This is a genomic window from Nocardioides bigeumensis, from assembly GCF_039531755.1.
In the GTDB taxonomy this organism is placed as follows: domain Bacteria; phylum Actinomycetota; class Actinomycetes; order Propionibacteriales; family Nocardioidaceae; genus Nocardioides; species Nocardioides bigeumensis.
This window is the reverse complement of sequence record NZ_BAAAQQ010000011.1, coordinates 353,503-377,914: the sequence shown is the minus strand read 5'-3', so window position 1 is coordinate 377,914 and position 24,412 is coordinate 353,503. Positions and strand designations below refer to the sequence as shown.

Sequence of the window (24,412 nt, the reverse complement as noted above, 5' to 3'; positions counted from 1 at the left end):
GGCCGCCGCGGCGGCGCTCGGTCGCGTGCAGCGCGACCACACGGAGCCGCTCCGGGTCGGCCTGGTGGGCCGGGTGTCCGCGGGGAAGTCGACGCTCGTCAACGCGATCGTGGGCCGGCGGGTGGCTCCCACGGCCGCGCAGGAGTGCACCCGGCTGGTGACCGTCTATCGCCGGGGCGCGCCCGAGGCCTGGACCTGCGTCGACGCCGACGGTCGCGAGCACCCGCTGCCTCACGATCCGCGCGAACGCGACGACAGGCTCGCGGGCATCGACCGGCCCGAGCGCATCGACGTCACGTTGCCGTCGGCAGCGCTCGACGACCTCGTCCTGGTCGACACCCCCGGCCTCCAGGGCGCGAGCGAGGAGACGGACTCGGCCGTGGTGGCTGCGCTCGCGGGCTTCGACTGCTTGCTCTACCTCTTCCGCGGTGACGTGCGTGCTGACGACGAGGGGCTCGCCACCGAGTTCGCCAAGGCGACCGGAGGCACCCGCGCGTCGGCGCGGCGCGCCGTCGGGCTGCTCTCGCACGCGGACGCCTTCGGCGCCGGGGCCTTCGGTGCTGAGGACCCGATCGACGCGGCCCGCGCTCGTGCGCGCGAGCTCGAGGCGGCGTACGCCGTCAGCTTCGCGCGGGTGCTCGCGGTGAGCACGCTGCTCGGTGAGAGCGCGCGCACCGGCGCGATCACTGAGAGCCGCACCGGCCTGCTCCGCTCGTTGGCGACGCGCCCGGAGGCCGAGCTGCGCTTCGCCAACGTGGTGCCGCTCGCGGGGGTCGAGCCCGAGGCGCTGCTCGACCTGGAGGCGACGCTCGCGCCGTACGGTCTTGCTCACGGCCGCTCGGCCGCGACCACGGTGCGTGAGCTCACCGCCTGGGCAGAGGAACGCTCGGGCTTCGGCGCGCTGCAGCAGCACCTGGACGAGGCCGTGCGGCCGGTCGTGCACGCCAGCCGTCTGCGGGACGCCGTCGAGGCGCTGACAGGCCTGGTCCGGGGGCTCTCAGGCCCCGCCCGCCCGAGGGCCTCGGACGTCCTCGAGCGGCACCTGGGTGGCGCAGGTTTCCAGGTCGTCCGCGAGCTGACCGCCTATCTCGAGCTGCTCGGCAGCGCGCCCAGCCATCGGTGGCGGGCAGATCTCGAGCAGCTGCTGGCCCGGCCGGCGGTCGAGGACCGCCTCGCCTGGCTGAGGTCGCTGGACGGCAGCGCCGATCGTGCCACGATCCTGGCGCGCGCCAGTCGCTACACGGCAGCCGGATCGTTGGCCCGGCTGGGGGCCGAGGCGTTGGCGGCGCGGACGCTCTCGGCCAGCATGGTCCTGATGGCGCAGGAGGTGGGGTGAGCGCGACGAGCACCGATGCGGCGCTGCGGATCGGGCTGGACGAAGCGATCGAGGACGCGCTGGGCGTCCTCGAGACGCACGGACTGCCCGAGTCGGCACCGGTTGTCGCGCAGCTGCGTGCCCGCGTCGACGAGCCGGTCAGCACACCCCGTGTCGTGGTCGTCGGCGAGGGCGGCCGGGGCAAGAGCACGCTGGTCAACGCGCTGGTCGACCAGCCCGGCCTGAGCCCGGTCGGGGCGTCGACGGGGACGGGCTACGTCGTGGTCGTGGCCGAACCCGTCGAGGAGGCCTACGTCGTCACCACCGGGGCAGATGGTGTCGAGCGGATCACCGTCGACCAGATGCACGCCCGCGCTCGGGAAGGGGGACCCGAGCTGAGGGTCGCGTTCGAGGCCCACGTCGAGGCTCCCCGTCTCGGCGACGTCGTCGTCGTCGACACCCCTGGGCTCAACGCCAGCGACGAGTCACGCACGCTGCTCACCCAGCGGCTGGTCGCCGCGGGGGGCATGGTGATCCTCACCGTCGACGCCGGATCCCCCATCGCGACCCCGGAGCTGGTGCAGCTCGAGGTCTTCGCGCGAGACGTCGAGGTCGTGGCCGTGGCGGTGACGATGGCCGACAAGTACCCAGGCACCGCGGCGGACATCGTCGACTCGGTCCGCCGTCGGTTGGCTGAGAGGTCGGCCCGCCTCGGCGCGGTGCCGCTGTCGAGCGTCTCGGCCAAGGACTACGAGGACGCCGCGGCACTGCCCGACGGACCCTTGCGCGACCAGGTGCGCAGCTCCTCGGGCGTGCCCGCGCTTCAGCAGCGGATCGCCGAGCTGGCCCCCCGGGCGGAGGTGCTGCGCGCGGCCAACGTCCTGCGGAGCTGTCGCTCCCAGCTCGACGAGGCCGGCCGCGGTCTCGACCTGTTGCGCAACGCCAGCGAGGGCACGGTCAGCGCCACCGACCAGCAGGAGCTGGAGGAGCGGGTGCGCGTCCTCCACGAGCGCAGGACGCAGTGGCCGGCGCGGCTCGACCGCGACGTCTCGCGGCTCGTTCGACGATGCCGCCAAGAGCTGCGTGACTCGCTCTGGCAGATCCAGGAGGAGACCGAGGAGGCGCTCAACCGGCTGCCGGTCAAGGGTCGGGCCGCCGCCCTGGAGGCGCTCACCGCGCGCTTCAGCGACCAGATCCACGAGCTGCGGCTGCGGGTGCGCGAGCAGCTGCACACGGGTCTGGCGGGCATCGCGAACGAGGCACTCGACGACCGCGCCGACGCCGACTCGCTGCTGTCCGTCCTCGACCTCGGGGAGGACGCGGTGGGGCGGGCGGGTCCGGCCCCCGACTTCGGCCAGCGGTCGCGCAAGAGGATCGACACCGCGGACGCCGTGCACGTCGCGGCGGCGGCCGCCATGTCGTTCGTCGCCGGCCCAGGCGCGCTGGTCTACTCGGTGATGGGCGTGTTTCGTCGCGGTGGCGCAGTGGACGCGTCCGAGCGCAACAAGACCCTGCACAAGACCCTCAACCGGCTCCGCGACGAGATCCTCCATGACATCGAGGAAGCGGTGGGGGAGATACGTCCCGAGATCCTCTGGAAGGTGAACGAGCACCTGAGGGCGCAGCACGCCGCGGCAACCGGCGCCGTGAACCGCGCCAACGTCGCCAGGGTCTCCTCCGCCCAGGAGCGCAAGACGTTGGTAGCCCAGGTCGAGGCGCGCAAGGCGGCCGTCACTGCCGCGCTCCAACGTGTGGACGCGGCCCTGGCGGAGGTCCACGCCGCCCGCACGAGCTGACCGCTCGGGAACATCGGAGGCGCTCGGAGTCTCCAACCTCCGTCACGTCCCGCAGCACCGCCGACCAGGAGAGTCATCCATGGGCAAGGTCGCTCCCACCGACTGCGCGGAGTCGACGGCGTCCTCCACCTCGCCGGGCGGCTCGCTGGTGGAAACCTCCTCGTCCGACGGCAGCAGCGGTCCGACAGCAAAGCCCTCGGTGCCGTCGACGCGGTCACCCACCTCGAAGCCCGCACCGACCGCCTCGACGAGCTGCCCGTCGCCTCCCGTCGACCAGGACGGCCCGACGACGCAGGACGCCGGCGGCCTCAATCTCGCCTGGGTGCTGGCCCTGGGCGGGCTGGTGCTGGTGGTCGTGCTGGTCGCGGTGCTGGCCGCCCTGTCAGCACGCGCCCGCCGACACGAAGGGTCGGCGGCCCCGTCGCGCCCCCAGTCGCCCTCGCCACAGCCTTCCTTACAGCCGCCGCCCTCCACTCCGCCCCCCACCGCGCCGTCGACCCCGCCCTCGACGACGGTCGCCCCGGTGCTCGACCACGGCGCGATCGACGAGCTGGTGCGGGCCTGGGATCGGACCACCGACCCAAGCCAGGCCGCGATGATCGAGGCAGACCTGGGGCGTCTCGGCGTGACGCGGGTGAGCGCCCGGCCTGGTGAGGCGCTGAACCCCTCTCTGCACCGCGTGGTGGACGTGACCGACGAGCCAGGGGTCACGCCGGGCACCCTCACGGACGAGGTGCGGCCGGGCTGGACCACCGGCACCGAGGTGATCCGCCCGGCTGACGTGCGAGTTCGGGGCGCGGGCTCCTGAGTGGAGGAGCTGCCAGGACGACGGGTCGCGGGTCGGACGGTCGGGCCCTGTAGCCGAGCAGGACGAGCCCACCCGTGGCGACCGACAGCAACGGGTCGGCCCATGACGAACGGAGCTGCATCAGCGAGCTGGCGGCGGCAAAGGGAACGCCGGCATCGCGCAGCGCCTGGTGCTCAGCGACCGTGGACCGATGCTGGGATCCCTGGATCTAGGGTGTCCCTGGACGGGGAAAGGTCGGCTGGCGACCCTGGTCCCGGCACACTAGGAGATCCGATGCCCGTCACCCGTGGGTTCTTCCGCAAGCGCCCCGAGAGCGCTGCCGGCCGGCTGCCGCCCGGCCAGTACGACACAGGCGGCAGCTGGCCCGTCCTCACCGCTGAGGCCACCCCGCAGATCCACCTCGACAAGTGGTCCATCTCCGTCGACGGGCTGGTCGACCGGCCCGCGACGTGGAGCTGGGAGGCGATCCAGCGGCTGCCGCGCTCGTCGTACACCGGTGACATCCACTGTGTGACCACGTGGTCGAAGTTCGGCGTCACGTTCACCGGGGTCAGCGTCGACGACCTGCTGGAGGCGGCGAGCCCGCAGGCCGACGCCCGCTTCGTGCTGGCACACTCCAGCACCGGCTACACCACCAACCTCGCCTTGTCCGACATGACCGGCGGCAGGGCCTGGGTGGTCTGGGAGTACGGCGGGCAGCCGCTCGCCCGGCAGCACGGTGGCCCGGTGCGACTTCTGGTACCCCACCTCTACTTCTGGAAGTCCGCCAAGTGGATCTCCCGCCTCGAGCTCCTCGCCGAGGACCAGCCCGGGTTCTGGGAGCGCAACGGCTACCACGACCGCGGAGACCCTTGGCTCGAGCAGCGCTACCAGGGCGACCCGTGAACAGCCCGGATCCGGAGGCGCTGCCGTTGAGCCCGATCGACGACGTCGTCCCGATCGAGACCACGTGGACGACCGGCCGGATCATCACCAAGGATCTGCCCACACCGGAGACGGTGCGGCTGCGGATGCTGGTCGAGGACCGGCAACGGCACGCACCGGGACAGCACTACCTGATCAGGCTCCGAGCGCCTGACGACTACACCGCCCAGCGGTCCTACTCCGTCGCTTCGGACGACGACGACCCGCTGGTGGAGTTCCTCGTCGAGCGCCTTCCCGGCGGGGAGGTTTCGGAGTTCCTGTCCGACGTGGCCGAGGTCGGCGACGTCCTGGAGCTCCGGGGCCCGATCGGGCGGTGGTTCGTCTGGGACACCCGCACTCCGGCGTTCTGCCTGGTCGGTGGGACCGGCGTCGTGCCGGCGGTCGCCATGATCCGCACCGCCCGCCGCCTGGGCCGGGCGGATCGGCTCGCGGTGTTGGCGGTCGGGCGAACCCCCGGGATGCTGCCCTACGTCGATGAGCTGCGGCAGGCCGGCGCCACGATCGCGTTCACCCGCCACGACGACGGCCAACGTCCGGCAGGGGCGCCGTCGCGGGAGGAGGTCCTCCCGCTGCTGGACTCGGCCGAGGTCTTCTACGTCTGCGGCTCGGCGAGGTTCGCCGAGTACGCCGTACCACTTCTCATCGACTGCGGCGCCGACCCGGCGGCGATCCGCGTGGAGCAGTTCGGAGCCACCGGCTAGGCCATGTATCGCACCGCACAGCCGTCGCCGACAGGACGACGACAGGGCGACGACGGGGGAGCGAGGTCAAGATCTCGTACGAACGCGGGGTCGTCGAAGCCGGGGCGCCCGCGCGCGACGCTGCGCTTCACCTTCGACACCTGAGGCCCGGGCCATCGTCGTCGTGGGCTACCCGGAGTCCCAGTCGTCGGTGGTCAGGATGAAGACGAGCCGCCAGCCGAGCTCGGTGGGCCGCTTCTCGGTGTACATCGAGGCGATGATCGCGCGGCCCTCGTCGATCTCGCGCTGCTTGGTGCCGGGCCTCGTGGTCAGCTGGATCTCGAGTGCCCTCCCGTGGATCTCGACCCACCACACCTCTTGGAACGCGTTCACCTGGCGATGGGCGCCCGGACGTCCGGCGACGGTCGCCGGCGTCCAGTCCTCAGGGACTCGACCTTCGCCAGGCTCGATCGTGATCTTGACGTCGCCGGACCCGTAGCCGTTGTGCATGAAGCCTGGGATGCAGCTCTGGCTGTAGGCGCAGGTGCGTCCGTCCCACGAATAGGCCCCGGCGCGGTTCTTGCTCGTGGTCGGCCAGCCCCGGACGTCCTCGGGGGGGACGCGCGGCACGCTGGCCGCAGGGCTCTGGTCCGGCGTGGTCGGAGTGGGTTCGACCGTGGGAGTCTCGTTCGGGACAGCAGGCGCAGGTGACGGCGTCGCGTCGTCGGGGCCGAGGGCGGTTCCGCCCACGACGATGGCGGCGACGGCGACTGCGCTGACCGTGACCGCGGCCAGGCGCCGGCGCACGATCCGGCGGTCTGCGAGGGCAACCAGCTGGTCGAATTCGAGCTGGGGGCGCACGACAGTGTCGGCGCTCTGACGGAGGAGCTCTCGCAGCGAGTCGTTCATGACGTCAGCTCCTCCTCTCCGGTCGGGACCAGGTCGAGGGACGGGCCCATGCGCTCGCGGAGCCGGGCGAGGCCGGTCGACACGTGGCTCTTCACCGCGCCGACCGAGCAGTCCATCAGCTCGGCCGTCTGGGCGACGCTGAGATCCTCGTAGTAGCGCAGCACGATCGCGGTGCGCTGTCGGGGCGGGAGACCGCGCAGGTGGGCGACCAGCAGCTGGTGGGTCGCCACGACGTCCGCTCCGTCGTCGATCGGGGCCTCGGGCAGTGCGTCGGAGGGCCGTTCGTGGAAGGAGCGGCGCCGTCGCCAGCCGATCACGGTCCTGACCATCGTCTGGCGCACGTAGCCCTCGATCCTGGAGATGTCGCGAATCCGCGGCAAGGCGATCAGCGTCTTGACCAGGGCTTCCTGCAGCAGGTCCTCCGCGAGCTGGTGGTCACCGACGAGCAGGTACGCCGTGCGCAGCAGGGCGTGGCCCCGGTGCTCGACGAGCTCGGTGAACGCCGAGGTGCCGCGTGGCCGTCCCACCGCCCGCCCCCTCTCCGGCAGGTCCCGAGTGCCCTTGATCTTCCACCCGTAAAGAGGCTTTGGGGCGAGGCGAAGGTTCAGTCAACCGGGTGGGGCTGCGACCGCGACTCGGCCTCACACGTTCGACGTACGCCAGGTCGGCTCGGCGCGGCTCAGAGCTTCGCCAGCGCGTCTCGCAGTCCCTCCTCGGCCTCGTCGCCGAGCTTCTTGAAGGCCGGCGCGAGGAGGGGAGCGGCATATTTGGCTACACCGCGGAACTCGAAGTCGGCGGTGTAGGTGACCCGGCTGCCCGTGCCGGCCGGCTCGATGTCGATGGTGTCGCGCGCGACGACGGTCTTGTTCTCGCCCTGGATCACGTAGCGACTGTCCGGGCGGTGCTCGATCACCTCGTAGGTCAGCTCGGTCTCGCGGCCCGCGAACTTCGACACGTTGCGGTACTTCGTGCCGGCGCCTCCGTCCCCGCTGAGGAGGGTCGTGCGCACCGTGCCCGGGTCCCACTCGTTGGTGGTGGTGAAGTCGCTGAGGTAGGCGAACACCGCGGCCGGGGCGGCAGGTGTCTCGACGGAGCGTTGGATCTGCATGTCCCAAGGCTACGGACCGCGCGTGAGTCGGCACGTCGAGCGCTGCTGGGCAAACAATCGGCAGGGTCGACGCAACCCGCTGCCCATCAGCGGAGTCTGAACCTGCGAGGAGGTGGTGCCGATGCCGGCGATCACTCGCGCGCAGACGGGAACGTTCGAGGAGTACGCCGCGGCGGCGTGGCCGTCGCTCTACCGCCACGCCTACCTGCTGAGCGGCAACCACGCCGACGCCGAGGACCTGGCCCAGCAGACGCTGATCAAGGCCCATGGCGCGTGGTCGAAGGTGGCCCGTGTCGAGGCGCCGCAGACATACGTACGCCGCATCCTCATCAACACCTTCCTGTCCACGAAGCGCCCGATGGGCCGCCGGCTCGAGGTGCTTGCGGGGGACAACGCGCCGGAGGCGGCCGCCCCACCGACCGCCGGTCCCGAGGACCGGATGACGCTCTGGCCGCAGGTGCGTGAGCTGCCGCCGCGACAGCGCGCGGTGATCGTCCTGCGCTACTACGAGCAGCTCAGCGAGGCCGAGATCGCCGACGCCCTCGGCTGCTCGCGCGGCACCGTGAAGTCCACGGCGCACCGCGCGCTCCAGAACCTACGAACTGCTCTCGGTGATGGGAGGAACGAATGATGTACGACGACCTCGAGCGGACCCTGATCCGCGAGCTGGACGACGTCGCGAGCAACCTGGTCGTTCCCGAGATGCCGGCCCTCCCAGCGATGTCCGGCCCGTCCCGCTGGCGTACGGCCGCGCCCTTCCTCGCGGCGGCGGCCGTGGTGGTCGTCGTGCTGGCCACGGTCCTCACCGTGCTGACCGGGGGGAGTCCCGACCGCAGGGACCCTGCGCCGGCGCCGAGCCCGACCGCCCCCACGGCCTCCACCGATGCCACGGACGAGGGCTCGCTCTCGCGGGCCATGCCTCTCGACCCGGTGGATGTCGGCCTGGACCTCTATGTCGGTGGCGAGCAGGTGCCGGGCCGCTGGTGGCTCGCCCAGGGTCGCGGCACCCATTGGATCGCCCAACGTCAGGACGGCAGCTGGTGGTGGGGGTACGACGTGCAGCCGCAGGCGCTCGAGGGCGACATGGAGCAGCCGCCCGTCATCTCGCCGAACGGCGGGTATCTCGCGCGGGTCCTGAGCGAGGGAGGGTTCGCGATGCTGACCGGCAACGACACCGAGGAAGCAGGTGAGGGCTTCGGTGGGGTGGACCTGCCGGGCTACGAGCTGTCCCCGCTGCCGCGCGCGATCGCGGTGACGGACGAGGGCCTGGTCGTCGCGGGTGGGCCGAGCGGCCAGGTCCTCTGGCGACCGCTCGACGACCACAGGACCATCGACCTCGCGGAGACCGCGCCTGGGCAGGTCGTCATCGGCAGCACCGACGCGGGCCTGATCGTCACCGAAGGCAACCCCGAGGACCTCCCCGACGGCACCCAGGGCTCGCCGTACCTCGCGGAGATCTCAGCGGATGGCGTGCTCACCCGGGTCGCCGACGTGCCGACCCACGACGTTCTCGAGGCGAGCAAGGAGTGGCTGGCGTACGTGCCTCCGGGCACGGTGGGCGGAGAGGCATCGGGGGCCTCGGAGCTTCAGGTGCAGCGTCTGGACGGCTCCGCGCCCGGCGTGCTGTCCCCGCCTGACGGCTGGCTGTTCGTCGCCCCCGGCTTCCGCTGGGAGTCCGGCGACCGGCTCATCGCCAAGGTGGTCACCCGAGACGGTGGCGACGAGGGTCTCGTGCGGTGTCGTCCCGATCCGGCGGAGTGCGGGTTCGTCTATCTGCCCTGATCAGGGATTGTTGTGGCCGCTGGCAGCGGCGCGAACGCGGCAGTTCTGGATGATTTGGGTGGTGAGGGGCCTCTGGCATCGAGTACGGCGTCCGCTAGCTGCACTCGGCAGCAGGCGCAATTCGTTGTTGCTAGTCGGTGGTGTCAGCGTCCGAATCGTATAGGTCGTCGGCCGGCGCCTCAACGCCTGAAATTGGCCCGGTTAACTCCTGAACATGAGTGTGCAGAAAGTCACTTCTTGCTTCCAGGAACCTCTGAAAATATCGTCTGCAAGGACGAAGTCCACTGCATTGAAGAGGCTGCTCGTCTTGGTGTGTCACCGACGTTGAGTGTCGGCAACCCGACGGCGGTTCGGCGGAGCGAGCGTCACGCACAGCTTGGCGGGGGAGCGAGCAGTATTCCCAATCAGCGGGTGTCAGTGCGAACCGCTGCTTCCACAACCCAGGAACCAAGGTTGCGATACACCAATCCAAAACCAACAGATTGGATCAAGAGTTTGACGTCGCCGGAGGGTTCCTCAGGCAGCAGCACGCTCCCAGATGCCTTTGGAACGAAGCGCAGGTAGTCGAGCAGCTGGCCTACAGCCAACCGAACGGTCGCGCGGTCGCTTTTGGCCTTGGCTTCGTATAGCACGTGGGCCGTAGGGTCGTACGTGTCGGTGATGAGCTCGTGGCGCTCTCCGGGAATCCTGATTCGAAGGCGATGTGGCTCGCCTCCTTGAATCCGAAGCCATGCCTCAAATTGCGTGACAAGGGCAGCCTCATGACGTTGCGCGACCCGTCCGACGGTCGGAGCGAGCTCGTACTCAGACACCAGGTTCTGCTCGCTTGGAACCTGGTTTACCTCGGCGTCGCCTGCGAAACTCGCGGCATGCACCTCGGCTCCCGGGTCGGGCGCCTCGTCTCCAGGCTGGATCGTCCCGACTTTCGTTTTTGAGTCGGCACGCAGGACCTGAGCCCCTTTTGTCGCCTGAGCAAGAGGCGCTGGCCTCTTGCGCGCTTCCCTGCTGACTAACCGAAACACGATGACCTGCCGAAGGTTACCGGCAGCATCGGGCGCCGGCCGCATCCGGTAGGGCGCGGCGGCGTCGAGGCGGAACTCGCCCACATACCTCTGCCGCTTGCCGCCCGGCCGCGCAGGTTCATCCACAGCCTTGAACAGCCGGATCGCTCGTCCAGCAGCTTCATGATCGAGAATTGCCGCGTTCCCCGCGCGCATCGTCTGGTTGCCCAGGCGACCCTCCCCCGTGTAATAAAAGACGTTGGGGTCATCGTGGTCCCATTCGTCGTAGTCGTACCCATTCTGAGCGCCCTGCTTTGGATCTGTGTAGATGAACACGTTCGGCGAGGTTCGCGAAGGCTCGATGCCGCCGTACGTAGAGCCTCCATATGTCGCGTGAATGTCGGCTCTCAGTGCGATGTCGCCGGGGGCGTACATCCAGTCACGTCCAGCGTGCAGGACCTCGAAACCGAGCTCAGCCAATTTGGACACAACAGTCGCCTCGCCGCCGCTGAACTCATCGGCGCTGAGCGCGCGTCCGTGCTGGATCCCGTGCGCAGCGGCAACAATGGCCTTGGACTCGTAGGTCTTTCCTGCCTGCAGGACGAAGTATGTTCGCGCCTTTCCAAAGCCGTAGCGCATCAAGAAGCCGTCACGGCCAAGACGGTCATGCTCAGCCAGGGCACGTGTTACCGCTGCAGGGTCCGTGAGCTCAGCAAGTCCCATGACTGCCACATCCACGTGAGTTGTTCGAGTGGGCGAGGAACCGGGTCGCACAATTCAAGGCCTGGATGGCCGGCAAAGCGGGCTTGCCGGAAGACAGGCGAATACGGTTGGCGAGCACGTGAGAGCTCCTGTGAGTGGCGTAGATAGGAGCTTGGACGCTAGCAACGACAAGGCTCGACGTCTGCAGCTTGCGTCAAGAATGGCTGACGGGGCCGATGCGAATGTGGACCTGGCTCGGGCCCGTCGCTCTCCTCAGCAGGTGAACCAGTTGCCCCGACTTCCCTGGCGGGCGACCTTCTCAGCCCTGGCATAGCTGCGCTGGCGCGTGAGCTTGCCCTTGGCGACATACAGCTCGCTCCAGCCCTTGACCAGCTGCTGGCGGTTGACGTCCTTCTTCCCCTTGTGGACGTACCGAAGCAGGTCGCCCTTACCGTTCTTGTTGCGTTGCTTCTTGTCGGGGATGAGCTGGACTCGGGTGCCGACAGGCGTCACCTTCTTCAGTGCGCGCTTCGACTCGATGCCGCCGCACTTGTTGAGCTTCGGCGCTCGAGTGCCTAACAAGCTGACCGTTGCCTTCGAGCCGCCGGGCACGTACTTGACGCGGACACGGTCCCCGTCGATCACCTTGGTGACGATGACCTTCTGCGCCGGCGCCGGCTGCGGGTTCGGCGACGGAGACGGCGACGGCTGCGGAGGATTGCTGCCGGTGAAGCAGGGGCAGGGGTTGCTCTCGCAGGCGATTCCGTCGCCGTCCGAGTCAAGGTTGTCGGGGTCGGAGGCCGGACCTCCATGGTTCAGGAAGTAGATCTGCGCAGCACGCTGACTAGGAAAGTCACCGCAATCCATGTCCTTTGCCTGCGCTGTCGACGAGGACAAGGCGAGGACCGCCCCTCCAGCGACAGTCATGACACAGAGCAGGGCGATAGCGAGAAGACGTCGAAAGAGCACGGGGCACCCCGAATTGTTGGCGTAGGCAAGGTCTGTGGAACGTAACAAGGCCGGCACGACTGAGTAAAGACATGCCTTACAGAATCGACCGATCGGCCACCTCTGGAAGAGTGACCAGCCTGTTGCGCCACGAGGTCAGCGTGCCCAGCACCCCCATGGAGGCCACAGGGGACCGAACGATTGGGGAAGAGTTGCACGTCTCAGTGAGATCCCAGCTGCCTCGCCCCCTGCAAGCAGCAGTAAAGCGACCGCCGCTCGTTGCCGGACCATCCGTTCACTTGCATGGTTTTCCTGACAATCACCCCATCGGTTTCGCATGATTCGTCGGTGAGTGCTTCCAACCCGGCGGCGGACCCTACCTTCGAATGCGCTCGGTGGACTCGCTTCGGTCACGACCGCCTCTACATCACCGCTGCCACTGGGGAGAAGGTCGGCTTCCGCGACTTGAAGTCCGGGATGGATCACCCGGACGCCGAGTCGGACCGAGAGATCGTGGCTGCCCTTGCGGACGCGTGGCTGGCCGAGCGCGGCATGAGCCTCGGCCGCGCGGATCCGAGCTCATCGGCTTCGGCGCCAACCGAGCAGGATGTGCCGGACACTCCCGAAGGCCTGCTGACAGACAGGCCCTGGGTTGACCTGTCCCTCAACCGTCCCGGCGAAGCGATCCGCGAGGTTGCGCTCAACAAGCGAGCGGAGGCACCGGTACGCACGACGCTTGCTCGCCTTCTCGGCGTGCACACAGACGAACGGGCCTGGCGCATTGGTGCCGACGGTGAACAACTGGTGGCTGGACAGCTCGCCAAGGTCTCTTCGAAGAACCCGGCATGGACCTCCATCCACTCCATCCCGGTTGGTGCGAATGGCTCTGACATCGACCATCTCGTGCTCGGTCCGGGTGGCGTCTTCACCGTGAACGCCAAGCACCACCCGGGCGCGGACATCTGGGTCGGCGGCGAGACTCTGATGGTCAGAGGTTCGAAGACGAAGTACATCCGCAACGCGCGCTTCGAGGCCGAGCGTGCAGGTCGGCTTCTGTCGGCTGTCGTCGGTGAGCCTGTGACCGTCCATGGGCTCGTGGTTGCCGTCAACGCCAAGTCCTTCACTGTAAAGCGGCCGCCGAAGCCCGGCGTGACAGTGCTCTATCGCAACCAGCTAGCGGATTGGCTCCTGCGACTCGGACCGGTGCTTGATCAGGACAAGCTGAACCGCATCTGGGCCGCGGCGCGTCGATCGACGACCTGGCACCGCGAGTAGGTCGCGCACACGTGACCCGGCGGGTTGTCCGCACGTGCGTACAACCGGGCGAGGCCGGCCCGTCGTTAGCGGATCTGAGGGGCGGACCTCAGCGCTAGGCCGGTTGACCCGACAGGTCGAGGTCGTAGTGCCGCCAGATCCCTCGGGCCACGCACGCCGGGCGCTCCTACCCCTCGATCTCGAAGCGGAGGTCGATGGTCAGCTGCTCACCACCCGGCACCTCCTCGACCTGCAGCACGGTCGCGTGCACGCGCAGTCGCGCGCCCACCAGGACCGGTGCAGGGAAGCGCACGCGGTCGTACCCGTAGAACATGCACTCGCCGGACGTGAACGTGATCAGCTCCGCCCGGAAGTGCGGAGCCAGGGCCAGGGTCATGTGGGCGTGAGCGATCGGTCCTCCGAACGGTCCGCCGGCTGCGCGCTCGGGGTCGTTGTGCGCCCAGTGCCAGTCCAGGACCGCGGAGCCGAAGGCGTCGACGTCGTGCTGGGTGACCTCGAACCACGACGTCGGTCCGAGCTCGCGACCCGCGAGCTGAAGCACTTCCTCAGCGTTGGCGACCTGCACGGCGTGCGGAGCGTCCGTCATGGCGACCTCCCCTTCTCGGAGCAACCTTTCGCCCCCTCGCGGAGTGTGTCTAGGTACGAGGGGGTGAGGATGGTGCCGATGGCTTCTAGGGCAGGGGTGCAGGCGTCGACGTTCGACGAGTACGCCGCGTCGGCGTGGCCGTCGCTCTATCGTCATGCCTACCTGCTGAGCGGCAACCACGCCGACGCCGAGGACCTGGCCCAGCAGACGCTGATCAAGGTGCACGGCGCGTGGTCCAAGGTGGCCGGCGCGGAGGCGCCGCAGACCTACGTGCGTCGCATCCTGGTCAACACGTTCCTGTCCACGAAGCGGCCGATGGCGCGGCGGCTCGAGGTGCTGGCCGGCGACCAGGCACCGGAGCCGGTCACGCCGCCGGCCGACGGCCCCGAGGACCGGATGACCTTGTGGCCGCACGTGCGTGACCTGCCGCCGCGACAGCGCGCGGTGATCGTGCTGCGCTACTACGAGCACCTCAGCGAGGCCGAGATCGCCGACACCCTCGGCTGCTCGGCCGGCACCGTGAAGTCCACCGCTCACCGCGCGCTGGCGAACCTACGAACTTCTCTCGGGGACGGGAGGGACGAATGATGTACGACGACCTCGAGCAGACCCTGATCCGCGAGCTGGACGACGTCGCGAGCAACCTGGTCATCCCCGAGCGGCCGACATTCCCGGTGGCCGAACGCCGCTCCCGGAGGCTCGCCGTGCCGGCAATGGCGGCTGCCGCTGCGGCGGTCGTCGTACTGATCCTCGTGGTCACGTTCCTGACGTCGGGCGACCCCGATCGCGTCGAGCCCGCGCCGTCGCCCGGCCCTACGCCCACCAGCCCCACGCCCACAGCCCCGACGCCGACCGACTCGACCCCACCGACCGAGGCGACCGATCCGGCCGCAGGCGGTCCGATCTCGACGGCGATGCCTGTCGATCCCGTGCTCGTCGGACTCGACCTCTTCGTCGGCGGCGAGCAGGTGCCGGGGGAGTGGTACAACGCCGATGGTCGCGGCACCCACTGGATCGGCAGGCGCGCGGACGAGACGTGGTGGTGGGGGTACGACGCCGAGCCGCAGCGGCTCGAGGGCGTCATGCAGCAGCCGCCGGTGATCTCACCTAGCGGGGGTTACCTCGCGCGGATCGTGGACGAGGGGAACGGCCTGATGCTGGTCGGCGCCGACACCGAGGAGGGCGGCGAGGGCTTCGGTGGCGTCGACCTGTCCGACATCACCTCGGATCCGCCGGTGCGCGTCGAGGCGGTCACCGACGACGGCCTGGTGGTGGCGCGTGGCTCGAGCATGCTGTGGTGGTGGCGGCCGCTGGTCGACGGGCAGACCGACGACCTGCAGGAGACCGCGCCGGGGCAGGTCGTCATCGGCAGCACCGACGCCGGGCTGATCGTCAACGAGGGCGAGCTCGACGAGACCGACGGGACCCAGGGCGCGCCCTACCTCGCGCGACTCTCGCCCGACGGCACCCTCACCCGGGTGGCGGACCTGCCGACGCACGACGTCCTGGAGGCAGGTGCCGAGTGGCTGGCGTACGTGCCCCCCGGAACCGTCGGCGGCGAGGCCTCGGCCGCCACGGAGCTTCAGGTCCAACGCCTCGACGGCTCGGGAGCGGGTGTCCTCACCCCACCTGATGGCTGGGGCTTCATCGTGCTCGGGTTCTGGTGGGAGTCGGACGACCGGCTGGTCGCGCGCGTCGTCACCGAGAACGGCGAGTCGGGGCTGGTGCGCTGCCGCCCGGACCCGGCGGAGTGCGTGCTCATCGACCTGCCCTGAGCGACCGTCTGATCCCTCTCGAGCGCCGGTCGCGCCTGTCCGGCTCGACCCGACTAGATTCAACGGGTGACGACCCTGAGCGTGCTTTTCCTCGGCGGAACCGGACGCATCAGCTCCGCCTGCTCGTGGCGCGCAGTCGAGCAAGGTCTCGATCTCTGGGTGTTGAACCGGGGCCACAGCACCAGCCGCGTCCTGCCACCCGAGGCCCGTCGGATCACCGCTGACGTGGATGACCCGCGGTCGATCGCAAACGCGGTCGGGGATCAGCAGTTCGACGCCGTGGTCGACTGGCTGGCCTTCACTCCCGAACAGGTGCGGGCCAGGACCGACCTCTTCCGCGGCCGGGTGGGGCAGTACGTCTTCATCAGCTCGGCCTCGGCGTACCAGACTCCTCCCGCGCGCTTACCGATCACCGAGTCGACGCCGCTGCGCAACCCGTACTGGGAGTACTCGCGCAACAAGATCGCGTGCGAGGACCTGTTGACCTCCCTCTACCGAGACGAGGGGTACCCGATCACAGTCGTACGTCCGTCGCACACCTACGACCAGACGTCGGTGCCGCTCGACGGCGGGTGGACGGCCGTCGACCGGATGCGCCGAGGAGAGCCGATCGTCGTCCATGGGGACGGCACTGCTTTGTGGACGCTGACCCACCACCGTGACTTCGCCCGCGACTTCGTCCCCCTGCTCGGGCACCCCCGGACCCTGGGCGAGGCCTTCCACATCACCTCTGACGACGTCCTCACCTGGGACCAGATCGCTCATGCCCTCGCCGCAGCGGCGGGAGCCGAGGCACAGATCGTGCATGTGCCTTCTGACGCCATCGCGGCTGTGGACCCCGCTTGGGGTGCCAGCCTGCTCGGGGACAAGGCCCACTCCATGGTCTTCGACAACACCAAGATCCGCAGCCTCAGCCGCGAAGGGTTCACCACCACGCGCTTCGAACAGGGTGCTCGGGAGATCGTGGCTTGGCATGATGCCGATCTGGCACGTCGAACCATCGACGCTCGGGTCGACGGTCTGATCTCGGAGCTTGTGGCGCGCTTCAAGGTGTGAGGTCTCGACTGATCGCTCGCTTCGCTCGCTGCTCGACCGCCGACGGCTCGACCACCGGTGGCCCGACCGGGGTCAGGAGTTGCGGAGAGCGCGGATGAGCTGGGCTCGCTTCATCGACGAACGGCCACTGATGTCCAGCTCGGAGGCGCGCTTGCGGAGCTGGGCGACGGTCCAGTCGTCGTACGAGCCGGACTCGCCGCCCTTCTTGCTCACCTGCTGACGCGAGGTGTTGGCGGCCGCGTTGGCGATGCGGGCCGCCTTCTGCTTGCTGGCGCCGGTGGCGCGCACCTTCTCGTAGACCTCGTCGTCGCCGATGCTGGCGCCGTGGTCCCTCTTCGCAGGCATGGTTCCTCCAGTCAGTCAGTCAGGTTGGGCGGGGTCTGCGTTGCTGATCCGGTCGGCGGTCTGGTCGAGCCAGCCGTCCGGCATGTCCTCGTCGATGTCGTCCAGGCCCTTGACGAGCTCGGCTCGCACGGTGTCGGCGGGTGCGCCGGCCTGATAGGAGAGCACCCGGTCGACGACCGCTTGCACAGCCTCGTTGGCCTCCAGCTCGTCGCGCAGGTCGCTGTTGTCGCTCATATGAGGCCAGTACCCGGTGGCGCGTGCGCTATCAGGCGGTGGGGTCCGGGAGCGCGTCGTCACGGCCCAGCAACGACAGCGTGATGTCACGGTCCTCGTAGCGGGACTGCTCCGGAAGCCCCAGCTCAGCGAGGAGCCGGGCGTGGGCATCCGCGCCGTCGAGCACCCACCCCTCGATGTCGTGCCGCCAGTGACAGGCGACGACGACGCCGTCGGCGGTCAGGCAGTCGCGGATGCGCGCGGCGAGGCCTTCGAGGGCGGCGGGACTGAGGAAGTACGCCATCTCCGAGACCACCACGAGGTCGAACTCGCCGGCGGGCCAGTCGCCAGGCACCAACGCGCGGCGTACGTCGACGTGTGCGGCGTCCGCGAGCCGGGCCTGCGCGGCCTCGACGGCGGATGCGCTCCCGTCGACGCCCACCACCTCGTCGCAGCGGTCCGCGAGGTCGGCGGTCAGCGCCCCCACCGAGCAGCCCACCTCCAGCGCCCGGACGAAGCGCGGGCGGGGCAGCATCGCGAGCGTGAGGGCGCGCTTGCGGCGCTCGTACCAGCGGGTGTCCACCCCCCACGGATCCGCCTCGGACTGGTGCAGGTCGTCCAAGGCGGTGTCGGCGGGCTCCCGCCGCCGCCACGTGCCGACCGGGCTGAGCTCCACGAGAGTCGCACCCGTGCGGACCGCGGCCGTGGACGCGGCGGAACCAGCGAGCTCGCGGTCGGGCTGGTCGTCGTCCGGCGACGGCGCGGCCAGCAGCGTCGAGCGACCGTCGCCGATCAGGCTGACCAGGAGCGCCACGGTCTCGTCGAGGTCGTTGGCGGCGGTCATGTGCACGACCTCGAGCCCGCTGTCGTCGGCGGCCGCTTCGAGCGCGCCGTCGTCGACAGCGACGACGACCACTCGGTCGTGCTTCCCGAGCAGGGACGCGTCGATCAACGGCGTCGGTCGAGCAGTCCGGCGAGACCGCGCTGCTGCTCACCCAAGTAGGCGTCGAGCACGAGGAGTCCGCCCGTCGCCGCGGGCGTGGCCCACTGCAGCCAGCTCATGCGCTGGCTCAGCTCTTGAGCGCGCTGAGGGTCCTGCGACCGGCCGTCCTCGCCAGCGGCCTCGCCGAGCTGCTGACCGGAGCGGTACGCCGCGGCGCTGGCCGCCACCGCGGCCATGGTCAGGCCGGTCTTCAGGAGGACCGCGACCGTGGTGGGCGGGTGCGCGAGGGTGCGGCGACGGTTGTCGGCCAGGATCGCCAGGCCGCTGAGCAGGTGCACGCCCACGGCTGCTCCCTGCACCGGACCCCACTTCTCCCAGCCCGCGCCGGAGATCTCGGCGCGTTCGCGCAGGTCGTCGCCCTCGCGGGACGCCGGGTTGAGTCCCACCGCGCCCATCAGGGAGCCGCCGAACCAGGCGGCGTTGGAGACGAGGTGCGCGGAGCGCACGGTGGTGCTGACGAGGCCCATGCTTCGACGCTACGGACGTTTGGTGGGCGTCGCGCCACCCCAACAGAGGGGTGGGCTCGACAGATCGCTCGCTGCTCGACCACCGAAGCAGTGGCAGTCTCGTCGAGCCTCAGGAGAGCAGGACCCCGCCGTCGACGACGATCTGGGCGCCGGTGATGTACGACGCGAGGTCGCTCGCCAAGAACAGGGCTGCCCGCGCGATGTCGTCGGGAGCGCCATCCGGCCCATAGGCACCTTGGCGAGGAACGCCTCGAGGATCGCCTGAGGGTCGACGCCGCAAGCGTCGCCGCTTGCCTGCATCGCTGCCACGCCGGGCGTGGCAATGGCGCCGGGGGCGATGGCGTTCACCCAGATTCTGTGCGGTGCCAGCTCGAGGGTGAGGTTCTTCGTGAACCCCCAGACGCCCGTGCTTGGAGGCGTCGTAGTGGGCCAACCCGACCGCGGAGGGGTGCAGCGCGTCGACCGAGGTGACGTTGATGATCCGGCCGCCGGAGTCCTGGTCGCACATCCGCAGTGCAGCCTCGCGCGAGCAGAGGACGACCCCGCGCAGGTTGGTGTGGATCACGCGATCGAAGTCGTCCGGCGACATCGCCAGCACCGGCTAGCTCGGGAAGATCCCCGCGTTGTTGACGAGGATGTCGACCTGGCCGCGCCACCCCACGGTTTCCGCGACCAACCTGTGCACGCCGTCCGCGTCGCCGACGTCGACGTACATGGCGAGCGCCGGTGACGATCGCCGTGCGACCGCGCAGGTCCAGAAGATCAGCCAGAGTCGGAGGAGTGAGGGTCATGGGCGTTCCTTTGCGTGGACGGGCCTACTTGCCTGTCTACGCGCGAGCGGAGGCAGTTGACAGGGCCGTGGTGCCCGAAGCAGGCGGACGTGCGCGCCATCAGCTGTGCCCGAACAGACGAAGGGCCCTTGTGAGTATGAGTCGCAAGGGCCCTTCCATGATCGGCACAGGTGACTCTCCCGATCGGCGACTCTTTCTGCCTGGTCCCAGCGGCCTCGTCACCCTGCCGCCGCGAAGGGCTTTCCCCTCCGTGTGGACCGTCTCCTCCGAGTCGTCCCGAACCCCTGGCGGGGGGTTCGTAAGGACAGTTCTACGCCTGTGCCCAGGCCGGCCACCAGGGACCTTTGTCACCGCATCCCACGCTTTCGGCGTACGACGGCGCGCCGGACTGGAGCCGAGGTGATCGTGGACTGGTGCCCGACGGCGGTCGGCCGCTCGCGGACCGCTTCGCGGGCGCGAGCTCCGCTATCAGGACAACCGACGCGGATCGGGCCGAGGCTGGTCTAGTCAGAATTGCCACCACCAGAAAGCCGGGAGTAGACCTCGTGGAACACCCCCTCCTTTCGTCTTTCTATCAGGGTGTGTGCGTGAGTCCCGCCCGCTGAGGGCGTCGGAGCAGCTCCTTCCCTCAGGCGCGACGTGCCGCACATGCCTGCTCTGAGGTGTCCCATGACTGTGCCTGCCCGCGCCCTCCGGGGACGACGTGCCGTCGTGGTCCTGGTCGCCATGCTCGCGGTCGCGTGCTCCGACGGTGAGGGCGACGCGGGGGTGCCCTCACCGAACCCGTCGACCTCCGACGCGACCGGCTCGACGTCCACCACCCAGACCACGGAGCCCGCCGACGGCTCCGTGCTGGCAGGCACCTGGGGCGGGGACGAGGCCATCTTCACCTTCACGAGCGAGGGCCTCGTCGCCATGTTCGAGTGCGCGACGGGCGAGACCGCCGGACCCGTGCGCCTCGACGGTGACGGGCGTTTCGAGGTGCGCGGGTGGTACGCGCTGGATGCCGGGGGACCCGGCACGGCCAGCGAGGAGCCGGAGTCGAAGGTCGAGGCGACCTACACCGGCATTCGCTCGCAGGACCAGCTCGAGGTCGTCGTCGAGCTCGACGGTGGGGTCAGCCGTGGCCCCTTCCTAGTCACGCAGGGTGCGGACGGCGCACTCGAGCGTTGTGTGTGATCAACGGGAGGAAGGGCAACAGGGTGAACGCACGAAGCAAGAGCAGAGCAAGAGTCGCGACGCAGGGCATCACGCTAGCCGTGGTGGGCTCGGGTCTGTGGGCCGTGGGACCGATGGGCAACCTGCCCGCTGCCTCGGCGGCACTGGACGTGGGCGGCATCGCCACGTTGGGACTGAACGTCGAGATCAGCAGGCTCAACGGCGCCAACGGCAGCGGCTCCATCCCGCCGGACACGATGGCGGCAGTAGGTCCGAACCACGTCGTCGAGATGATCAACGGCAACGTCGAGATCTTCAACAAGACCACCGGAGCATCGATCTCCAACACGAGCCTGAACAACTTCTGGTCGGGGATCTCAGGAGTCGGCGCCTTCACGGCGGGCCGGGTCTTCGACCCCAGGATCATCTACGACACCGCCACCCAGCGGTGGTTCGCGGCTGTCATCGACGACGACGTCGACAACGTCCCCGCAGGCGGCGACGGCGTCAACGAGCAGTCGAGCAACCTCTACCTCGCGCGCAGCGACACCAGCGACCCCACGGGTGACTGGGACGGCTTGCAGCTGGACGCCGACGTCAACGGCACAGAGGACTTCCACGACTACGAGACCCTTGGCCTCGACGCGGACGGCGTCTACTCCTGCACCCAGGACTTCACCGCGGGTGGCGCCGGCGCCGGTGAGTCGTGCTACTCGATCCCCAAGGCCGACCTGATGCAGGAGCCGCCGTCGGCGACCCGCTTCACGAGGTTCGAGGCCACCCCTGCCGGACTGCCTGCCGTGTCGGGCAGCTGGCAACCGGCCGTCGACTTCGGGCTGTCCGACGGGCGGGCCGCGCTGCTCGGCTCGACGGGCACCGCCCTCCGGCGTACCAGCATCCTGGGCGCAGGAGGCAACAACGCGACGCTGGGCACGGACGTGGCGATCACCGGGGACCCGGGCCACGCCGCACCGCCCAACCTCGCGCGCCAGCCGTCCGACGGTTCGACCGGGGCGACGTCCGACGACATCGAGAACGTCGCGCCGCGCTTCAACGGCAACGTCGTCGAGCTCGGCAACAGCCTGTGGGCCGTGCACTCGGTGATGGGCAGCGGCGCCAACGCCGCGCTGCGGTGGTACGAGATCAACGAGACCACCAACACCGTGATCCAGACCGGGCTGATCGACGACACCACCCGTGACTTCCACGAGCCGTCGATCTCGGTCAACCCGCACGGTGACGTGGTCATCGGCTACACGTGCTCGGGTCCGACGCTCGCCGCGAGCGTCTGCGTCTCCGTCGGCGAGACGGTCGCCGGGGTGACCACGCTCCAGCCGCCGGCGATCCTCGCCACCGGTGACGGCTACTACCACCAGCAGTCGCGCAACCGGAACCGGTGGGGCGACTACAGCGCCACCGTGCTCGACCCGGTCGACCCGTGCTCGTTCTGGACCTTCCAGGAGTACGTCGCCGTCGGCGGGACCGGTGACATCGGCGTCGACGCCGGAGAGGGCGACAGCGGCGTCTGGGGCACCCGGATGAGCAAGCTGACGTTCGCCGACTGTGTCGTCGACACCGCAGCCAGGGCCGACCTCAAGGTGTTCAAGGAGTGCAAGCCCGACGTTCCCATGGCTGCGGGCGAGGTCGGCACCTGCACCATCATCGTGACCAACCAGGGTCCGGCGGCGGCCGAGAACGTCCGGGTCGTCGACGAGCACGTGAGCAACGGGACCTTCACCTTCGGCACCGTCACGCCCAACACGTGCACCGTCACGCCGAATCCGCAGGTCGAGAAAGGCACCGTCGCCTGCAACCTCGGCACCCTGAATGCCGGGCAGTCGGTCACGATCACGGTGAAGCTGTCGGCGACCGAGGCGCAGGACATCAACGACGTCGTCACGGTGACCAGTGCCACGACAGACCCCGACACGAGCAACAACCAGGCCGCCGACGGTGTCCAGGTCGTCGCGTCGGCAGACCTGTCCATCACCAAGACGGGCGACCTGAACGCCACGGCCGGCACCCAGCTCAACTACACGATCGGGGTCGACAACGCGGGACCGTCGACAGCCACCGGGGTCAAGGTCACCGACAACCTCCCGTCGGGAGTGACGTACGTGTCGTCGACTCCGGACGTCGGGAGCGTCACGGTGGTCGGCAACGTCATCACCTGGAACGTGGGGACGGTCAAGCCGAGTGATCCGGTGCGCAAGCTGGACATCACCGTCAAGGTCAAGCCCAACGCCACCGGGCAGCTGGAGAACGCCGCCGAGGTGGAGAGCGCCGTGCTCGACCCGGACACCAGCAACAACCGGGTGACCTTCACGACGGCCATCAGCGCCACGGCCGGGCTGGCGATCACCAAGACGGACAGCCCTGACCCGGTGGCCGCCGGCGAGCAGCTCTTCTACGCCCTCCAGGTCAGCAACGGCGGACCCTCGACGGCTCTGGACGTCGTCGTCGTCGACACGCTGCCGCCAGGGACGACCCTGGTCAGCGCGGTCGGCGGCACGGGCTCCACGGCCTGCGCGGTCAGTGGACCAGGAGTGGTCAGCTGCGACGTCGGAGACCTCGATCCGGGGACGAACGTGAAGATCTTCATCACGGTCAAGGTCAACTCCAACGTGGCGTCGGGCACGGTGCTGACGAACGTCGCCAAGGCGACCTCGCCGACCGACCCGGACGGCGCCGAGGTCAGCACGGACACCCTCGTGCGCACCGAGGCGGAGCTGTGGATCGAGAAGACCGGCGTCAAGCCCGCAGGCAACCCCTCGGGCGCGCTGATCTACCGCATCACCGTCTACAACAAGGCCGGCATGGCACCTGACGACACCCCCACCTCGGGAGCGGGCGGTCCGTCCGACGCCCTTGACGTGGTGGTGTCCGACTCCTTGCCGCTCACGTCGAAGAAGATGATCGTCCAGTTCCTGACGCCGAGCTGCACCTACCAGGCCAGCAACCACAAGGTCACGTGCAGGACGTCAAGGCTCCCGAGCGGGACGGCGGTCACCTACGAGATCCAGGTCCAGATCAAGGGCTCCGTCGGCGCGATCCAGAACACGGCGAGCGTCACCAGCTCCACCCCCGATCCGGTCCCGGACAACAACTCCGACACGGTGACCAACGTGATCCAGGGCAGCACCGGGAAGAAGTAGCCCGATGAAGTAGCCCGATGAAGTAGTCAGGGGGAGATGGCAGGTGGGCTGGCTGGCGGCTCGGCGCCGGCCGGCCCATCACCCCGACGCGGGGTGAGGCCCCATGCCTCACCCCGCGTCGGCGCGTCAGTGCCTGCCGGAGAGACCGTCGTGGTCGGGGTTCACGGTGGCGGCGGACTAGCCTTCGGTTGCCGGAGTCGGCCACCTGAGGAGCAGGACATGCGATTTGTGCAGGTAGCGCAGCGGGCGGAGGACCTCGCGCGGGCGAGCGCGTGGTACGCCGCGCTGCTCGGTGCGGAGCCGCTGGCGACGTACGACCCGCCGGGCCTGGTCTTCTTCGACCTGGGCGGCACGCGGCTGTTGCTGGACCGGGGCGCGACGGCGGCGTACCTCTACCTGGAGGTCACCGACATCGACGCCACCATCGAGCGGCTGCGCGCGGACGGCAACGAGGTCGTCTCCGAGCCGCACGTCATCTTCAGCCACGACGACGACACGCTCGGCCCTGCCGGGACCGACGAGTGGCAGGCCTTCGTCAAGGACTCCGAGGGCAACCTGGTCGGTCTGGTCGAGCAGCGCCGGAAGGCCCTCTGACGAGCGGTGGGCCGCCCCGGA

At 69.4% G+C, this 24,412-nt stretch carries 25 protein-coding genes and 1 pseudogene; 14 read left to right on the top strand and 12 right to left on the bottom strand.

The genetic code is table 11. From position 1 onward, the window contains the following. Positions 1 to 25: 25 nt before the first annotated feature. The 5 genes from ABD295_RS10905 (at position 26) to ABD295_RS10885 (ending at position 5,544) form a co-directional block, all read left to right on the top strand. A complete protein-coding gene (locus ABD295_RS10905) occupies positions 26 to 1,336 on the top strand; it encodes a dynamin family protein (RefSeq protein ID WP_344303742.1) in 1,311 nt (436 codons plus the stop codon). Further along, complete coding sequence (locus tag ABD295_RS10900) at positions 1,333 to 3,111, top strand: dynamin family protein (RefSeq protein WP_344303741.1); 1,779 nt, start codon at positions 1,333 to 1,335, stop codon at positions 3,109 to 3,111. Before ABD295_RS10905 ends, ABD295_RS10900 begins: the two co-directional genes overlap by 4 nt. A gap of 79 nt (positions 3,112 to 3,190) precedes the next feature. Then, positions 3,191 to 3,919, top strand: coding sequence for a nucleotide exchange factor GrpE (locus tag ABD295_RS10895; RefSeq protein WP_344303740.1), 729 nt, complete (start codon positions 3,191 to 3,193; stop codon positions 3,917 to 3,919). Positions 3,920 to 4,192: 273 nt separating this feature from the next. After that, complete coding sequence (locus ABD295_RS10890; RefSeq protein WP_344303739.1) at positions 4,193 to 4,804, top strand: sulfite oxidase-like oxidoreductase; 612 nt, start codon at positions 4,193 to 4,195, stop codon at positions 4,802 to 4,804. Then, on the top strand, positions 4,801 to 5,544 hold the full coding sequence (locus ABD295_RS10885; RefSeq protein WP_344303738.1) for an FAD-binding oxidoreductase: 744 nt from the start codon (positions 4,801 to 4,803) through the stop codon (positions 5,542 to 5,544). The genes ABD295_RS10890 and ABD295_RS10885 overlap by 4 nt, the downstream gene beginning before the upstream one ends. A gap of 168 nt (positions 5,545 to 5,712) precedes the next feature. On the opposite strand, the gene ABD295_RS10880 is transcribed toward ABD295_RS10885, so the two are convergent. The 3 genes from ABD295_RS10880 to ABD295_RS10870 form a co-directional block, all read right to left on the bottom strand. Further along, complete coding sequence (locus tag ABD295_RS10880; RefSeq protein ID WP_344303737.1) at positions 5,713 to 6,432, bottom strand: hypothetical protein; 720 nt, start codon at positions 6,430 to 6,432, stop codon at positions 5,713 to 5,715. Further along, positions 6,429 to 6,959 carry a SigE family RNA polymerase sigma factor gene (locus ABD295_RS10875; RefSeq protein WP_344303736.1) on the bottom strand — a complete coding sequence of 177 codons (531 nt, stop codon included), beginning with the start codon at positions 6,957 to 6,959 and terminating at the stop codon, positions 6,429 to 6,431. Before ABD295_RS10875 ends, ABD295_RS10880 begins: the two co-directional genes overlap by 4 nt. A 152-nt stretch (positions 6,960 to 7,111) precedes the next feature. After that, positions 7,112 to 7,540 (bottom strand): SRPBCC family protein, encoded by a 429-nt coding sequence (locus ABD295_RS10870; protein WP_344303735.1) that lies wholly within the window; start codon positions 7,538 to 7,540, stop codon positions 7,112 to 7,114. A 121-nt stretch (positions 7,541 to 7,661) separates the two neighbouring features. Between ABD295_RS10870 and ABD295_RS10865 the strand changes: the two genes are divergently transcribed. Both ABD295_RS10865 and ABD295_RS10860 read left to right on the top strand, forming a co-directional pair. After that, positions 7,662 to 8,171: a SigE family RNA polymerase sigma factor gene (locus ABD295_RS10865; RefSeq protein ID WP_344303734.1), complete on the top strand. Its 510-nt coding sequence runs from the start codon at positions 7,662 to 7,664 to the stop codon at positions 8,169 to 8,171. Then, positions 8,171 to 9,322 (top strand): hypothetical protein, encoded by a 1,152-nt coding sequence (locus ABD295_RS10860; protein WP_344303733.1) that lies wholly within the window; start codon positions 8,171 to 8,173, stop codon positions 9,320 to 9,322. Before ABD295_RS10865 ends, ABD295_RS10860 begins: the two co-directional genes overlap by 1 nt. Positions 9,323 to 9,726: 404 nt before the next feature. On the opposite strand, the gene ABD295_RS10855 is transcribed toward ABD295_RS10860, so the two are convergent. Next, complete coding sequence (locus ABD295_RS10855) at positions 9,727 to 11,061, bottom strand: ScoMcrA-related endonuclease (RefSeq protein ID WP_344303732.1); 1,335 nt, start codon at positions 11,059 to 11,061, stop codon at positions 9,727 to 9,729. A gap of 237 nt (positions 11,062 to 11,298) precedes the next feature. Continuing rightward, positions 11,299 to 11,952 carry an excalibur calcium-binding domain-containing protein gene (locus ABD295_RS10850; protein WP_344303731.1) on the bottom strand — a complete coding sequence of 218 codons (654 nt, stop codon included), beginning with the start codon at positions 11,950 to 11,952 and terminating at the stop codon, positions 11,299 to 11,301. Positions 11,953 to 12,276: 324 nt separating this feature from the next. Between ABD295_RS10850 and ABD295_RS10845 the strand changes: the two genes are divergently transcribed. Then, the gene (locus ABD295_RS10845; RefSeq protein WP_344303730.1) at positions 12,277 to 13,248 is read left to right on the top strand and encodes a nuclease-related domain-containing protein; all 972 of its coding nucleotides are present in this window, start codon (positions 12,277 to 12,279) and stop codon (positions 13,246 to 13,248) included. A gap of 166 nt (positions 13,249 to 13,414) precedes the next feature. On the opposite strand, the gene ABD295_RS10840 is transcribed toward ABD295_RS10845, so the two are convergent. Next, complete coding sequence (locus ABD295_RS10840) at positions 13,415 to 13,834, bottom strand: MaoC family dehydratase (protein ID WP_344303729.1); 420 nt, start codon at positions 13,832 to 13,834, stop codon at positions 13,415 to 13,417. 78 nt (positions 13,835 to 13,912) lie between these two features. Here ABD295_RS10840 and ABD295_RS10835 point away from each other — a divergent pair, with 78 nt between their 5' ends. The 3 genes from ABD295_RS10835 to ABD295_RS10825 all read left to right on the top strand — a co-directional run bounded on the left by ABD295_RS10835 (position 13,913) and on the right by ABD295_RS10825 (position 16,665). Then, positions 13,913 to 14,422, top strand: a complete 510-nt coding sequence (locus tag ABD295_RS10835) for a SigE family RNA polymerase sigma factor (protein ID WP_344303728.1) — start codon at positions 13,913 to 13,915, stop codon at positions 14,420 to 14,422. After that, positions 14,422 to 15,609: a hypothetical protein gene (locus ABD295_RS10830; protein WP_344303726.1), complete on the top strand. Its 1,188-nt coding sequence runs from the start codon at positions 14,422 to 14,424 to the stop codon at positions 15,607 to 15,609. Before ABD295_RS10835 ends, ABD295_RS10830 begins: the two co-directional genes overlap by 1 nt. Positions 15,610 to 15,675: 66 nt before the next feature. Next, positions 15,676 to 16,665, top strand: coding sequence for an NAD-dependent epimerase/dehydratase family protein (locus tag ABD295_RS10825; RefSeq protein ID WP_344303725.1), 990 nt, complete (start codon positions 15,676 to 15,678; stop codon positions 16,663 to 16,665). A 72-nt stretch (positions 16,666 to 16,737) separates the two neighbouring features. Here ABD295_RS10825 and ABD295_RS10820 read toward each other — a convergent pair whose 3' ends face one another. The 6 genes and pseudogenes from ABD295_RS10820 to ABD295_RS10795 form a co-directional block, all read right to left on the bottom strand. Further along, positions 16,738 to 17,010 (bottom strand): DUF7218 family protein, encoded by a 273-nt coding sequence (locus ABD295_RS10820; RefSeq protein ID WP_344303724.1) that lies wholly within the window; start codon positions 17,008 to 17,010, stop codon positions 16,738 to 16,740. A gap of 15 nt (positions 17,011 to 17,025) precedes the next feature. Next, entirely contained in the window at positions 17,026 to 17,244 is a 219-nt protein-coding gene (locus tag ABD295_RS10815; RefSeq protein ID WP_344303723.1) for a hypothetical protein, read from the bottom strand. A 31-nt stretch (positions 17,245 to 17,275) separates the two neighbouring features. Beyond that, positions 17,276 to 18,175, bottom strand: a complete 900-nt coding sequence (locus tag ABD295_RS10810) for an SAM-dependent methyltransferase (RefSeq protein WP_344303722.1) — start codon at positions 18,173 to 18,175, stop codon at positions 17,276 to 17,278. Continuing rightward, on the bottom strand, positions 18,172 to 18,693 hold the full coding sequence (locus tag ABD295_RS10805) for a hypothetical protein (protein WP_344303721.1): 522 nt from the start codon (positions 18,691 to 18,693) through the stop codon (positions 18,172 to 18,174). The genes ABD295_RS10810 and ABD295_RS10805 overlap by 4 nt, the downstream gene beginning before the upstream one ends. A 109-nt stretch (positions 18,694 to 18,802) precedes the next feature. Then, positions 18,803 to 18,973: an SDR family oxidoreductase gene (locus ABD295_RS10800; protein WP_344304049.1), complete on the bottom strand. Its 171-nt coding sequence runs from the start codon at positions 18,971 to 18,973 to the stop codon at positions 18,803 to 18,805. Between the two features lie 126 nt (positions 18,974 to 19,099). Beyond that, a pseudogene (locus ABD295_RS10795) lies at positions 19,100 to 19,456 on the bottom strand (SDR family NAD(P)-dependent oxidoreductase); the annotation flags it as partial. A gap of 697 nt (positions 19,457 to 20,153) precedes the next feature. On the opposite strand from ABD295_RS10795, the gene ABD295_RS10790 reads away from it, so the two are divergent. The 3 genes from ABD295_RS10790 to ABD295_RS10780 all read left to right on the top strand — a co-directional run bounded on the left by ABD295_RS10790 (position 20,154) and on the right by ABD295_RS10780 (position 24,391). Further along, positions 20,154 to 20,663 carry a hypothetical protein gene (locus ABD295_RS10790; protein ID WP_344303720.1) on the top strand — a complete coding sequence of 170 codons (510 nt, stop codon included), beginning with the start codon at positions 20,154 to 20,156 and terminating at the stop codon, positions 20,661 to 20,663. An 83-nt stretch (positions 20,664 to 20,746) separates the two neighbouring features. After that, the gene (locus ABD295_RS10785; protein ID WP_344303718.1) at positions 20,747 to 23,797 is read left to right on the top strand and encodes a DUF11 domain-containing protein; all 3,051 of its coding nucleotides are present in this window, start codon (positions 20,747 to 20,749) and stop codon (positions 23,795 to 23,797) included. A gap of 219 nt (positions 23,798 to 24,016) precedes the next feature. Beyond that, complete coding sequence (locus ABD295_RS10780) at positions 24,017 to 24,391, top strand: VOC family protein (protein WP_344303717.1); 375 nt, start codon at positions 24,017 to 24,019, stop codon at positions 24,389 to 24,391. Positions 24,392 to 24,412: the final 21 nt, after the last annotated feature.